Annotated in this window: 17 protein-coding genes; all 17 read right to left on the bottom strand. The window is 64.0% G+C overall.

What is annotated here, in order from left to right:
• On the bottom strand, nucleotides 1-1,864 hold a 1,864-nt coding region (locus tag ACW8PS_RS03065), incomplete at its 3' end, for a baseplate multidomain protein megatron (protein WP_491525799.1).
• 4 nt (nucleotides 1,865-1,868) lie between these two features.
• A complete protein-coding gene (locus tag ACW8PS_RS03060; protein ID WP_491525798.1) occupies nucleotides 1,869-2,300 on the bottom strand; it encodes an NlpC/P60 family protein in 432 nt (143 codons plus the stop codon).
• Entirely contained in the window at nucleotides 2,297-3,187 is an 891-nt protein-coding gene (locus ACW8PS_RS03055; protein ID WP_491525797.1) for a DUF2163 domain-containing protein, read from the bottom strand. Before ACW8PS_RS03055 ends, ACW8PS_RS03060 begins: the two co-directional genes overlap by 4 nt.
• A complete protein-coding gene (locus ACW8PS_RS03050; RefSeq protein WP_491525796.1) occupies nucleotides 3,184-3,816 on the bottom strand; it encodes a phage distal tail protein, Rcc01695 family in 633 nt (210 codons plus the stop codon). The genes ACW8PS_RS03055 and ACW8PS_RS03050 overlap by 4 nt, the downstream gene beginning before the upstream one ends.
• A 13-nt stretch (nucleotides 3,817-3,829) precedes the next feature.
• Complete coding sequence (locus ACW8PS_RS03045) at nucleotides 3,830-4,495, bottom strand: phage tail tape measure protein (protein ID WP_491525795.1); 666 nt, start codon at nucleotides 4,493-4,495, stop codon at nucleotides 3,830-3,832.
• A complete protein-coding gene (locus ACW8PS_RS03040) occupies nucleotides 4,479-4,694 on the bottom strand; it encodes a rcc01693 family protein (protein ID WP_491525793.1) in 216 nt (71 codons plus the stop codon). Before ACW8PS_RS03040 ends, ACW8PS_RS03045 begins: the two co-directional genes overlap by 17 nt.
• Entirely contained in the window at nucleotides 4,691-5,005 is a 315-nt protein-coding gene (locus ACW8PS_RS03035; protein ID WP_491525792.1) for a gene transfer agent family protein, read from the bottom strand. Before ACW8PS_RS03035 ends, ACW8PS_RS03040 begins: the two co-directional genes overlap by 4 nt.
• A gap of 3 nt (nucleotides 5,006-5,008) precedes the next feature.
• The gene (locus ACW8PS_RS03030; protein WP_491525791.1) at nucleotides 5,009-5,422 is read right to left on the bottom strand and encodes a phage major tail protein, TP901-1 family; all 414 of its coding nucleotides are present in this window, start codon (nucleotides 5,420-5,422) and stop codon (nucleotides 5,009-5,011) included.
• A 39-nt stretch (nucleotides 5,423-5,461) separates the two neighbouring features.
• Nucleotides 5,462-5,872: a DUF3168 domain-containing protein gene (locus tag ACW8PS_RS03025; RefSeq protein ID WP_491525790.1), complete on the bottom strand. Its 411-nt coding sequence runs from the start codon at nucleotides 5,870-5,872 to the stop codon at nucleotides 5,462-5,464.
• Entirely contained in the window at nucleotides 5,869-6,195 is a 327-nt protein-coding gene (locus ACW8PS_RS03020; protein WP_491525789.1) for a head-tail adaptor protein, read from the bottom strand. Before ACW8PS_RS03020 ends, ACW8PS_RS03025 begins: the two co-directional genes overlap by 4 nt.
• Nucleotides 6,192-6,776 carry a head-tail connector protein gene (locus ACW8PS_RS03015; protein WP_491525787.1) on the bottom strand — a complete coding sequence of 195 codons (585 nt, stop codon included), beginning with the start codon at nucleotides 6,774-6,776 and terminating at the stop codon, nucleotides 6,192-6,194. The genes ACW8PS_RS03020 and ACW8PS_RS03015 overlap by 4 nt, the downstream gene beginning before the upstream one ends.
• 167 nt (nucleotides 6,777-6,943) lie before the next feature.
• Nucleotides 6,944-8,146: a phage major capsid protein gene (locus ACW8PS_RS03010; protein WP_491525786.1), complete on the bottom strand. Its 1,203-nt coding sequence runs from the start codon at nucleotides 8,144-8,146 to the stop codon at nucleotides 6,944-6,946.
• A 35-nt stretch (nucleotides 8,147-8,181) separates the two neighbouring features.
• Nucleotides 8,182-8,745 carry an HK97 family phage prohead protease gene (locus ACW8PS_RS03005; RefSeq protein WP_491525785.1) on the bottom strand — a complete coding sequence of 188 codons (564 nt, stop codon included), beginning with the start codon at nucleotides 8,743-8,745 and terminating at the stop codon, nucleotides 8,182-8,184.
• 9 nt (nucleotides 8,746-8,754) lie between these two features.
• Nucleotides 8,755-9,003 (bottom strand): GTA head formation protein, RCAP_rcc01685 family, encoded by a 249-nt coding sequence (locus tag ACW8PS_RS03000; protein WP_491525783.1) that lies wholly within the window; start codon nucleotides 9,001-9,003, stop codon nucleotides 8,755-8,757.
• Entirely contained in the window at nucleotides 9,000-10,172 is a 1,173-nt protein-coding gene (locus ACW8PS_RS02995) for a phage portal protein (RefSeq protein WP_491525801.1), read from the bottom strand. Before ACW8PS_RS02995 ends, ACW8PS_RS03000 begins: the two co-directional genes overlap by 4 nt.
• A 98-nt stretch (nucleotides 10,173-10,270) precedes the next feature.
• Nucleotides 10,271-11,617: a DNA-packaging protein gene (locus tag ACW8PS_RS02990; protein ID WP_491525800.1), complete on the bottom strand. Its 1,347-nt coding sequence runs from the start codon at nucleotides 11,615-11,617 to the stop codon at nucleotides 10,271-10,273.
• A complete protein-coding gene (locus ACW8PS_RS02985) occupies nucleotides 11,544-11,885 on the bottom strand; it encodes a hypothetical protein (RefSeq protein ID WP_491525782.1) in 342 nt (113 codons plus the stop codon). Before ACW8PS_RS02985 ends, ACW8PS_RS02990 begins: the two co-directional genes overlap by 74 nt.
• Nucleotides 11,886-12,362: the final 477 nt, after the last annotated feature.

The following is a 12,362-nucleotide window of genomic DNA, read 5'->3' as shown; positions in this document are numbered from 1 at the left end:
GCCACCAGTTCGCTATATCCTTGTAGCGGAAAATCCAATCCTCGCCATGGGCCCCATCCTCAATCGGCAAGCGCTTCTGCGCATCGCGCCCCTCAGCCGATCCGTAATACCAGTCATAGCCCTCGCCGCCTTCGATATTGGCGCGCAGATAATCGAGATCATGGATCGAGCGCCAGGCCGCATCGGCATGGTCCTGCCCGTCGCGCCAATCGCTGAGCGGCATGTAATTGTCGATACCGATGAAATCTATATTGGCATCGGCCCAAAGCGGATCGAGATGGAAATACACATCGCCCGAGCCATCCTGCGGGTGATAGCCGAAATATTCCGACCAGTCGGCGGCATAGGACAGCTTGGCATCGGGCAACAGAATGCGCACTTGCGCCGCCAGATCGATCAAGGCCTGAACGGCAGGAAACCCGGCCGCGCCGCGCAATTGCGTCAGGCTGCGCATCTCGGATCCGATGCAGAAGCTCTCAACCCCGCCCGCCGCCGCGCAAAGCGCCGCATAATGCAGGATAAAACGCCTGTAGCGCCATTCGGCCGGCCCGGAATAGCTGACCTGCCCCCCCGAGACAGTAAAATCAGAGGCCGCAGCGGTCCCGAAAAACGCCGCCACTTCGGCATCTGCGGCAGCGCTGCGGTCCGGGCTGCCGGTCACACCGGGGGCCTTTTCGCCGGTGATCCGCCCGCGCCAGGGCAAGGCGGGCTGTTCGCCGGTCTCCGCCCAGGGGTCCGGCAAGCCGCTGCCCTCCAGGATCTCCATCAACAAGAACGGGTAGAACATCACCTCCTGCCCGGCCGCGTTCAGCGCCGCAATCGCCTCGATCACCGAAGCATCGGCGGGCGTTCCGCCATAGATCACGCGGCCATCGACCTGCGCGATCACCTCGGCACCCGATCGCGTCTGACCGGCCACCACCCAGGGCATTTCGGCCCCATCGGCCTCTTGCTGTTCCACCTTCGGCTTCACAAGGCACTGACCGGCGCGCAGATCATCGCCGAACCAGCTGACGATCAGGCTGGTGGCCGCGCAATTGGGCAACTCGCCCTGCAGATTGTCCAGCGCGCGCAGAAAATCGGCCTCGCCGCTGGCGGTGTTCACATTGGCGCTGGCGGATTTGCCAAAGCCCTGCGCATAGCTGACCGATGTGGTGGCCAGCGCATATTCGCCGGTGCCGGGCATCATCGCCACGGCGCGGATCGCCTGGCTCGGTTGCGGCGGGCTGTCCAGCATCTCGGGCTGCGCCGGCCGGATCACCTCAAAACTCAACTGCGGCACCCGGTTGCCATAGGGCGTCAGGTCCAGATCCTCGATCACAACATAGGCAATGCCGCGATAGGCCGGAACCATGCCCGCGCCTTCCACCGCCTCCATCTTGGGGTCGGGCATCTGATCAGCAGTGCCGCGATAGACGCGCATCGTGATATCGCTCTGGGCAATTTCCGCCCCATCGGCCCAGACCCGGCCAACCCGCGCAATCTCACCTTCACACAGGGCAATGGCCAGGCTCACGGAATAGCTGTAACTCGCGGTGCGCGGCTGCGGCGGGGCCCCCTTGCCACCGCCCGTCACCGCGACATCTTCCCGGAACTCGGTGGCCCAGATCACCTGCCCGCCAAGCCGCATCTGCCCGAAAAGCCGCGCCACCGGCGCACCCTCGGCCGCACCCGTCAGACGGAACCGGTCGATCCGGCCCTGCTCGATCACCTCTGATCCCTGGCCCAACAGCCGTTGATCGATGACCCGGCCAAGCGTGGCCCCGACGGCACGCCCGATCACAGCGCCGGTCAGCCCCAGAATCGTGCCCGAGGACAAACCGCCAATCGCGGCCCCCGCCGCTGACAGAAGGATAGTCGCCATGAATTCAGGTCCTTTCCGGAAACGCAAAACGCGCCACGATGCGCCGCTCCCATGGCGGCGTCAGGGCGCTTTCGACAACTCCATGGCCGCTATAGGCATGGATGAATGTGGGGCAGATGCCGGTCTCGGCCTGCAATCCCAGATGTTTGGCAACGGCCCCCTGGCGCATGCGAAACAACAACAGATCGCCGGCCGCCTCCTGGTCCAGCGGTTTCGGGCGCAGATGGCGCAACGCCGCGCACCACAGCCGTTCGTCGCCCTGCGGCTCGGACCAGTCGCGCGTATAGGCGGGCACGGGCTCCGGCTCTGCGCCGAACAGCTCGCGCCAGACCCCGCGCACCAGCCCCAGGCAATCGCAGCCCGCCCCGGGGCTGGATGCCTGATGCACATAAGGCGTGCCGATCCAGCCACGCGCCACGGTGATGACAGGGCTCATCGCAGGCTGCCGCCGCCCGTTGGTGCCGATCCGCGCCCCGGATAGGCCATCACCCAATCATCGCCGGGAATGTCCGGAAAGCCTTGAAAATTCAGGATATTGGCAAATTTCAAACGACAGGTCTCCAGCCGTTTGTCGCACCCCGCCTCAAGCCGCACGATATCGCCTGGCGCAATCTGCGCGCGCAGTTCCTCCCACAGCTCGACCCGGCGATCCCCCTCCACAAACCGGTCATTCTTGATCACACCGATCAGCCCATTGGCCGCCCCCGACAGAACAATCACCCGCCCGCGTTCAAACCAGCGCGGCGAGAACTCATCCAGCCCGGCAAATACCAGCACCCGATCATCCTCGATCCGGCTCAGCGCGCCCTCATGGGCATATCCAGGCGCATCAAGATCAAACTTGCAGGCCGCATCGCCCAAAATGGCCGCGCAGGGCTTTTGATAGACGCGCCCCTCGGGCCGGTTCATCGGCTCAGCCAGACCGCGCAATTCAACCTGAAACGCCCCGCCCTGGCGCTCGAGCTCGCCGAACGAGCCCTTGAATTGCAACGCCCGGTTTTGCGGGGCCGACCAATTGACCAGCCAGGCCTCCACCACCGCGCCATCAAAGCGACCCGCAAGAATATCTTCCTCGGTGATCGAGGCATCGCTGAGCGCACCAACGGCTTCGGTATTGTCCACCGACAGACCCGTGGTCTGGCTCAGGGCCGCCGCCGACAGGCCGGTATCGGCCTTGAACACGGTGCCGTCGAATTCCAACGCCCTGTCATGATCGGTAAAGCCATATGTCACACCATCGGCCCGCGTCACCCGCCAACAGCGCGCAACCTCACTGGCACCGGTTTGCAGATGCGCCAGCAGCCCCTCGCTCGCGCCGCTCATACCCGGATCTCCACCACCGGCACATCCGGCGCTTCGCCCGCCTGAAAACTGGCCAGCGATGTCTGGATCCGGTCAATGTCAAAGCGCACCGGCACGTCAAACTCAAAGCTCGCCGCGACCTCGACACCCTCATCGGGCGCATCCGTGAAACGGATCAGCCCGGTTGTGTGGTCAACCTCGAAATGCACACCATAAACCAGTTCGGCCTCGTCAAACCCTGCCACAACGCTGCCCGCCACCGGCTTGGTGATCGGGCGGGCATAGGTTTCGGCCCCTGATCGGTAGACCTTGACCAGTTGAAACACCTTGGTCACACCATCGCCCATACCGATTACATTATCCCGAAAATGCAATGGTTTGGAGGGCGCACCACCCTTGAAATCCGACCAATCCTTCCAGCGAAACCCGTGCAATTGCCCGCGCCTTGCCTCGAAAAACGCGATCAGCGTTTCGATGTCATCCAGGGCGCGCAGGCCGACGCCCGCATCATAGCGGCGGCGCGAATGGGCCCAGGGCGTGTTGCGTTCCTCGAACCCGTTGGCCAAGGTCACCACTTCGGTGCGCCGCTCCGGCCCCCCGACCGAGCCAAAGCTCAGATTGGTGGGAAAGCGTATTTCATGAAATGCCATCTCAGGGCCTCCCTCAACGATTGCGTTGCCCGCGTGACAGCGCGCGACCCATCTGGGCCGCAATCTGGCTTTTTGATTTCTGGAACCCCTGCACATCGGGGGTCTGGATATTCATCGTGATATAGACCGGTGCCGCGCCGCCCGCGCTGCGCACGCCCAAGCGGCCATCGGCCCCTCGGGCCAGTGGCATGATCGCCTCCGGCCCCGCTTCCCCCATCAGGCCGATACCGCCGCGCATGGCGAAATTTGTCGGCCCATTGACCACCCCGCCACGGGCAAAGGGCGTCACCCGCCCACCTGAAAAAGCGCCGCCCTTTTCGAATGGCAGAATTCCCGAAACCAGCGCGTTGATGCCATTGGCCAGAACCCCGCCAACAGCGTTCTGAACCGGGCGCAGCGCCGTGTTATAGGCCGCATCGACCATGCTTTGCGCCACGCTGCGCAACGCATCCGACAACCGCATCCCGTCAAACACCACACCGTCAAATGCGCGCCGCAACCCGGTGCCGAATGACCGGCTCAAGCCCTGCACCTCGCGCCCGGTGTAAAGCATGGTTTCCTGCATCACGCGCAATTCGCCCTGAAAGGCCGCAACCATCGCCGTGGCCGATCCCAGCGAGGCCTCCAACTCTCCCAATTCGGCGTCAAAGCCGTCAATTTCTTCATCCATTGCTGTCATCCTTCACATCCGCATCGGGAAACCGGGCGGCCAGGGCCTCAAGCCCCGCCCGTCCCATCGGCGCAATGCCGGGCGCGTCGCCCATCAAAAGCAGCAGTTCCGCAGGTGTCAGCGCCCAGAACTGCGCCGGTGTCAGGCCAAGCCCCTGCATCCCGGCCCGCATCAATCCGGGCCAGTCAAACGGTCTTGCGCCGCTCATTGGGGCGGCCGGAAGGCCAGCGCCAGCAACCGCGCGGCAACGCGCGCGGCCTCCAGCGGTCCACCGGTGATCTCGGCCTTGGCCAGATCGCTCAAATCGCCGTTCCAACCGCCGCCGCGCAGCCCCGCACAGACCAGCGCCAGAACATCGCGCGACTTGAACCCGCCCGACTCGAACCGTTCGACCAGATCCGCAATGCTTTCCGCCTGCAGCCAGGTTTCCAGTTCGGCCAGCGCCCCCAGGGTCAGTTTCAGCACCCTGCGCTCGCCATCCAGTTCCAGCGCCACCTCGCCTGCCCAGGGGTTCGCCATGGCTCAGAGCGCCGTGAATGACAGCACGCCCGCCGAGGCCAGCGACAGCTCGTAACTCGCCTCACCATCATGGCTGCCGGCATATTCGATCGAGGTGATCTGAAACGCGCCCTCGACAGTGCCGAAATCGGGGATGATCACCTGAAACTCCGGCACTTCACCGTCAAAGAAGATCTGGCGCGCACGTTCATCTGTAGCCTCATCGCGGAACACGCCCGAGCCTGAGATTGCGGCCGATTTCACACCGCCACCGGCCAGCAATTCACGCCAGCCACCGGCGCTTTCCAGGCTGGTCACATCCACCGTTTCCGCATTGAAGCTCAGCCGCGATGCGCGCAGGCCAGCCATGGTCTGAAAGGTCGAAGTGCCGTCCAGATCGACCTTGATCAGCAGGTCCTTGCCATTTTGGGCAACCATATCATTCTCCAGTTATATCAGTGTTCTACGTTTGAAAGCTCACGCCACGGCCTCGTCCAGACGGGCCCGAAACCAGATGTCGATCCGGCGGTTGGCCCTGGTTCGCACGGCCGTTGCGCGGTAAAAATGGATCCGGCTCACCCGGCCCCGGCTCAGATTCAGCGGCGCGGCCAGAACAGCATCCGAAACAGCCGCCGCCGCCTCTTTGGCCAGATGAAACCCGGCCCCCTCCGTCACCACGGAAACGCTGAATTCATGCAGCGCGCCGCCCTCTGACCCGTCGCTCTTGTCGCGCACCTTTTCGGGGCCAAGCGTGACGTAGATCTCGGGCTGCGGGCCGGGCGGCATCGCGTCAAAAACCGCCGGGCCAACGATTGCCGCCAGCCCCGCATCCGCGCTCAAAACACCGTAAACCGCGGCCTGAAGTGCCGCTGTCATGCCATAGCTCATGCGCCCTCCTCCTCGGTGGCAAAGCAGATCAGGAACCGGCCCAGCGGGTCGGCCTCCGTCACCGCATCAATGGTGAAGATCCGGCTGCCATCGCGAAACCGTTGCAGGGGCGTCGGCCGTGACGGCGCGCCTTGCGGGGCGGCGCGGACGGTGATCTTGAAGCCCATCCGCGCCAGATCACCGCTTTCACGACCCGTCCGGGGCAAAATCTCGCCCCAGACATTGCCCAGCGGCTGCCAGACCTGATTAAATCCGCCCGCGCCATCGGCAACCCGCACCGGGGCCTCCAGCAACAGGCGGCGTGACAGGTTGGGTCGCGTCATCCGCCCACCCCCCGCATCCGCACTGGCCGGTAGGGCTCGATCAGCACCGCCACACCCATGGCGATGCCCGCCTCGCCAGTGCCCTGCGCCTCATAGATATCCGCCGCCTGGATCAGGATTGCCTGGCGCAGATCCGCCGGAATACCGGACCAGTCCAGCCCGAACCCCGCCACCATCTCGATCTCGATCGAGCCGCCGCGTGACGGGTTGGGCAGGCTGCTTGCCGCCTCCAGCGTCGGGCGATGCAGATCCTTTCGCAATGTATAGGCGTCGGGGTCCAGAACCGTCTCCACGCCACCGCGCGTGATCACCTTGACCGAGGTGATGCTCTGCACCGGGGCCACCGGCAGCGCCTGTTCCTGCGTCGATTTCCACCCGCTCAGATACCACGTGAATCCGCGCTGAAAGAGCGCCTTTCCGATCCGCGCCTCGATCGCCGCAAGCGACGCTCTCAAGCAGCTTTCCAACTGCGCATCCTGGCTGCCATCATCGGCAAAACCCGATGCCAGGCGCAGGTGATCGGTAAGCTCGGTCACCGGCAACAATGCGCTTGGAACCGAGGACATTTCGACCATCATCATAGTGTGTTTTCTCCACCAAAGAACTGCCTCAGGAAATGGCATGGCAGGGCCCTGCACCGCTCATGCGGAGGACAAATGGCTGGAGGCCGCCGGGCCCCGCCATGCCGCCCGCCCCGACCCGATACCGGGCCGGAACGCGCATCATCTGCCGTTGATCTGCCCCCGGGTCAGGCGATACCGAATTTCAGCAGCTTGATCGCCGCGAAATCGCTGACATCGCCGCCGACCCGCTTGGTGGCATAGAACAGAACATGCGGCTTGGCGCTGAACGGATCGCGCAACACACGCAGATCGGGGCGCTCGGCAATGGTGTATCCGGCGTCGAAATTGCCAAAGGCGATGGCCATGGCATCGGCGGCAATATCGGGCATGTCTTCGGCGATCAAAACCGGATAGCCCATCAGACGCGCAGGTTCTCCGGCGGCCAGACCGTCGGACCACAAGAACCGGCCATCGGCATCCTTCATCTTGCGCACCGCGCCGGCAGTCTTTGAATTCATGACGAAATTCGCATTGGCGCGATACCTTGCCCCCAGCGAATAAACCAGATCGACAATCGCATCGGCCGGGTTGGTGGCGTCGAAATCGCCTGCCGCGCCGGTGATGACATAGCCCAGATTGCCCCAGCTCCAGGTCGCATCATCCACCGTCGGATGGGTCAGGAACCCGGTCGGCTTGTCGATACCGTCGCCTGCGATAAAGGCCATGGCCTCGGCGCGGGAAAACTTGTCGGCGATGCGCTCGGCCAGCCAGCCCTCGATGTCAAAGGCGGTGTCATCCAGCAAACGCTGGCTCGCCTTGGGCAGCGCCGACAGCTCATGCAGCGGGATCGAGATCCGCTCGATCTGCGGCGTGTCGGTCTCAACCGTCGCGGCGGTCTCGGTGGCCCAACCGGCCCCGACATCACTCTGGTCGATCAGCACGTCAAACGTGGTCGCCTCGACATTGACCACATTGGCAACCGAGCGCAGGCTGGAAGAGCCGCGCAACACGCCCTGGATCGCTTCCGCGGTCTGCGGATCGACCAGATAACCGCCTTCGGCATTGACGGCCGTGTTCAGCGCCTTGCCTTCCAGCTCAAGCCCGCGCAGGCCGTCATCATCGCCGGTGCGCAGATAGGTGCCCATGGCTTTCTTATGCGGCGCACCATCCTGGGTGGCAGCAGACAGCGCCGGGCGCGAATGGGTCATGGATTTGGTTTTCAGCATCGAAATACGCTCTTCCTGTTTTGCAAGTTTGGTGGTCATGTCGTCCTGGAACTGGCTGAATTCATTCAAAAACCCTGCCAGTGCAGATTTCACCTCAGCGGTTGCGGCCTGGCCCGAAGGCACAGGCATGCGACCCGAGGGTTTGATGTCAGTCTCGGTCATTCAATTTTCCTGATTATTGAGGAAGTTGCGGGGCCTTAACGCGCCGCCAGTTTGCGGCGGGCGTCGTGAAACACCGTCGCCAGTTCATGCAGGAAATCCCCTTTGGCCTCCTGGGCCAATTGGGCATCCACCCGCGCCTGCGGCAGCATCGGAAAGGTCACCAGCGACACTTCCCAAAGCTCCACCTCGTTCAGAAGCCTGCGCCCCTGATCATCCTTCGTGGCCCGCACCGTGCGATAGCCGATCGAAAGCCCGTCAATCGCACCGGCCTCGATCAGCGCCACCGCCTCGCGCCCCTTCGATACGCTGTCCAGCAGGCGGCCCTTGACCCACAGGCCCTTGCCGTCTTCGCGGACCTCATCCCAGATCCCGATGGGTTGGCCGGGATCATGCTGCCACAGCATCTTGACGTTGCGACCGGCGGCATCCAGCCCCTTCAGGCTGCGCGCATAGGCCCCTTTCTGAACCACATCGCCGCCCTGGTCACAGGCATTGAACAGGCTTGCATAGCCTTCGATCTTATGGCCCTCGCGCACTGTCAGCGCGTCGTCGAACCGGCAGAACTTTGTCTCAAGCCCTGTCTGCGAAAATCCATTCATTCCAATCTCCTATCCGCCAGAGCTGATCTTGATCAGCTCATTTATTCCCTGGGCCAGGATCACGCCAACCGCGCCGAAAACCGCCAGCCACAGCCGCCGTTCCAACCGGTCCAGCGTGACCTCGATCCCCTTCAGCCGAAATGCCAGCGCCTGCCAGCGTTCCTCGGCCACCCGTTCATTTGCGTCGATCCGCGCCGTGGCCGCGTTGAACGGGTCATACAGAAACCGCGATCCGCCCGCCGTGCCGCGGCTGCTCATTCGTCTTCCACCAGCCGTGGCAGGCCCAGCATCGCGCGTTTCTCAGAGGGCGTCAGAAAATCGGCCTCGGCCACGCGGCGCCATTGCGCGTCGCGTTCAACCGACAGCGCCGGAACCTGGTCCAGATCGGGGCGCAACTCCACCGGTTCGCCGGAATAGCCCGCCAGCCAATGCGCCAGCGATGACAACACCTTGGCCGCCAGCGGCAGCACCGTCAGCCGGTAAAAGGCGCGGTTGGCCTCGGCGTAATTGGCATAGGTCGCATCGCCCGGAATGCCCATGATCATCGGCGGCACCCCAAAGGCCAGCGCGATCTCGCGAGCGGCGGCATCCTTGGTCTTCTGAAATTCCATATCCTGCGGGCTGAACCCCATCGGCTTCCAGTCCAACCCGCCTTCCAGCAGCATCGGGCGCCCGGCATTGCGCGCGCCCTGATGGTGGTGCTCCATCTCGCTTTGCAGCCGCTCGAACTGCTCCGTGGTCATTGTCCCGGCCCCGTCGGCACCGCGATAGACAATCGCACCTGATGGCCGCGCGGCATTGTCCAGCAGCGCCTTGGTCCAGCGCGAGGCGCTGTTATGCACGTCCAGCGCATTGGCCGCCGCCTGCATCGGGCTCAGGCCGTAATGGTCGTCTTGCGGATGAAACAGCTTGATATGGCAGATCGGCGACAGGCCCCGGGCGTCAAACCGGTGTTTTTTCGCCCCGACCGTATAATCATAGGCAATCGGCCAGCCATCCGGCCCCGGCACCAGCCCCATCCGGTCAGACCGCAACACATGCAGCTCCTCGGGCGTATCGCCATCCGGGCTCACCGCCTCGATATAGGCATTGCCCGACAGCAGCAGCTGCGCATACAGCGCCTCCAGCAGCTCGGCCCGCCCCTGCGCCGCATTGGGCCGCGCGATCAGGCCAAGCAGCGGGTGCAGCTCATAGCGACGCTCCGCATCCTGACAGATCAGCGGCAAAGCGGCGGCCGCTTCCGCAATCAGCTTGACCGACCGAAACCCCACCGGATTGCCCGCAAACCCGGTTTTCATCAGCGAGACCGTATCGCGCGGGCTCCAGGCCACGCGCCCCGCCCCCGCCCAGGCCACCACCCGTCCCGTGGCCGAGGCCTTCACCTCCGGCTTCACCGGCTCCGGTTTGCGCAAGAAATCCAACACCATAGCCATGTCTCCTAGATCCATCAAAAAAAGCGCCCCGCCGGTTTCGGCAAAGACGCTCGACAAGGGCGATCGCGCGCCCTTCATTTGCGTTTACTGCTTCAGATCCGGCGCATACCCGGGCGCGCCACCGCCGCCCGCGCCGGCACGATCATGCCATCGGTCAACGCCCAGACCAGCGCATCGACCCGGTCCGGGCTGCCGCGCCCCTGATAGCCGGTCATCGTCATCCGGCACATCTCATCCTCCAGCTCCGACAGCCCCGGCAGATGCGCCACCCTTCCCTGTTCATACAGGGCCGCCACCGGCTCGGCCCGCGCCACCTTGCCGCGCGATGCCCGCACCGGCCGAACATTGACCAGCGGATCAATCGCGCGCACCGCATCAAGCACCAGATCACCGCCCTGATTGACCTCGGCCACCATCCGCGCCGCGCCATGGCGCTCATAGGCCGCCACGGCGCGCTCCGCCCATTGAAGCGCCGAGACCCCCTGGACCGAACAATCCTCGATCACCACCGCGTGCCAATCCTTTGGCGGCCCCTTCTGAACCACGCCCACAACCACGATGCCGCAAGCATCCGATCCGGCATGCCCGGTCACCGGCGGATCGACCGCCACCGTCACCCGCGCGCCCTCTGGCACCTCCGCCACGCGGCCCTTGTCCAACCCGGCCCGCAGCCACAACGCGCCTTCCATATCCTCAATCAGCTCGCCATCCAGCTCCTGCCGGCCCAGTTTCGTATTGCCATAACGCTCGCGCACATCCTCCAGAAAGCTGTCGGCCAGATAGGCCCGGTTGGCCTCGGTCCTGGCGCTGGTCACGACCGTGTTCTTGCGCGCCAGCAGATCCTTCAGCATCGCCACATTGCGCGGCGTCGTCGTCACCACCTGGCGCGGGTCCTGCCCCAGCCGCAACCCGAATTGCAGCATGTCCCAGGTTTCTTCGGCGCGCTTCCATTTCGCCAGCTCATCAACCCATGCCGCATCAAATTGCGGTCCCCGCAACGCTTCGGGGTCATGCGCCGAAAACAGCCGCGCCTGCGCCCCGTTGGGCCAGACCAGCATCCGCTCGCCCGCCACCCAGGCCGGGCTCCGGTCCGGCGGCGAACAGGCCAGAATGCCGCTCTCGCCCTTCACCATCACCGCCAGCGCCTGGTCATAGGTCTCCCCCACCAGCGCCACCCGGCGCGCCCGCCCCGGGGCCTCGGGCGTCGCCCCCTCCACCATGGCGCGCACCCATTCGGCCCCGGCGCGGGTCTTGCCCGCGCCGCGACCGCCCAGGATCACCCAGCTTCGCCAATCGCCCTCAGGCGGCAATTGATGCGGCAGGGCCCAGAACTCGAACAGCCAGGGCAAGGCCGCCAATGCCTCGTCACTCAGCCCCGCCAGGAACGTCTCGGCGCTCGTTGGCGGCTCTGAGGCAAGCAAGTCGGCACCCGATCTCAGCACGGGCCGCCTCCAGATCGAGGATCCCCGCCCCGGTTCGTGTTTTTCCACTTGCGACACGGGCTTTCTCCTCCAGGTTCAACGCCATCATAAAGGCGTTGTTCATCTCCCTGATGTCCTTGGTCAGATCCGTCCCCGAGATCTTTTCCTCAGCCTTCAGTTTCGCAACCGCCCGATCCAGCATCTCCTGCGCCGTTTCAAAAGCGTTCAGTGCACGGTCCAGCAATCGCTCGACCCGCGCGGCATCCATTTCAGAAATCATCGTCATAATTGGCGTTGTCCCCGTGCTTTCAAATAAACCCGCACGAGCAGAAACGGAAAAACGACCACCGGGGTCACCCCCGAGGCCGTTTGCCCAATTCTTCCAGCATGTCACAACTTATGCCAGAGACCGTTCGATGAGTCAATATGTTTATTCTTTTCAAATGGTTAACGCAGAATCCATCCGCTTACCAAAAATTAACCCACCCGCCTCGTTTCGACAGATCCTTCCCTGGCGCGGGACCAACAGAGCGTCATCTGCTGCCCCGCGCATCGGCCCAAGCCGCTTCGAAGCGGCGTTGCACGCGGTTGCGAAACCGCGTAAAGGCGGTTCGAAACGCCGTTGCCCCCGTGGCCCTTGCACACAGCGTTCTATAGCGCGTCGCGCCTGATCGGATGCGAGCATTCATCACCCGGACCGAGGCAGCGTTCGCGCAATCGAATGCGTTCGGGTCGGCCGGTGAATTCGATTTGGCGCGACGCG

The sequence above is a fragment of the Alterinioella sp. genome (genome assembly GCF_058343375.1).
The sequence above is the reverse complement of the archived record's forward strand: the minus strand, read 5'-3'. Positions and strand labels throughout refer to the sequence as shown.